This window comes from Thermus sp. FJN-A, from assembly GCF_054655095.1.
The window spans coordinates 1-236 of the sequence record NZ_BAAHSC010000292.1; the positions used below are offsets into that span (position 1 = coordinate 1).

At 72.9% G+C, this 236-nt stretch carries 1 protein-coding gene; it reads right to left on the bottom strand.

Going from position 1 to position 236, the window contains the following annotated elements:
• A partial coding sequence (locus tag ACYQ0J_RS13755) for a metal-dependent hydrolase (RefSeq protein ID WP_460170289.1) occupies nucleotides 1-219 on the bottom strand: 219 nt, incomplete at its 3' end.
• Nucleotides 220-236 lie beyond the last annotated feature (17 nt).

Consider the following 236-nt stretch of genomic DNA (forward strand, 5'->3'; position numbering starts at 1 on the left):
GGGCAGGGAGTGGGTGAGGGTGCGGTGGCCGAAGCGCCTTTCCAGGAAGGTGGAGAGGGGCCTCAGGAACTTGCCGGGGCCGGAGGTGGTGGTGTCCACATCCGGCATCACCGCCCCCCAGGCCAGGGCCAGGCCCTCCAGGAGGCCCACCTCCACCCCGAAGCCCCGCAGGAGGGAAGCGGTGAGGGCGGCCCCGGCCAGGTGGGTCGCGGCGGTCATGGCCCCCCCTTGCAAAT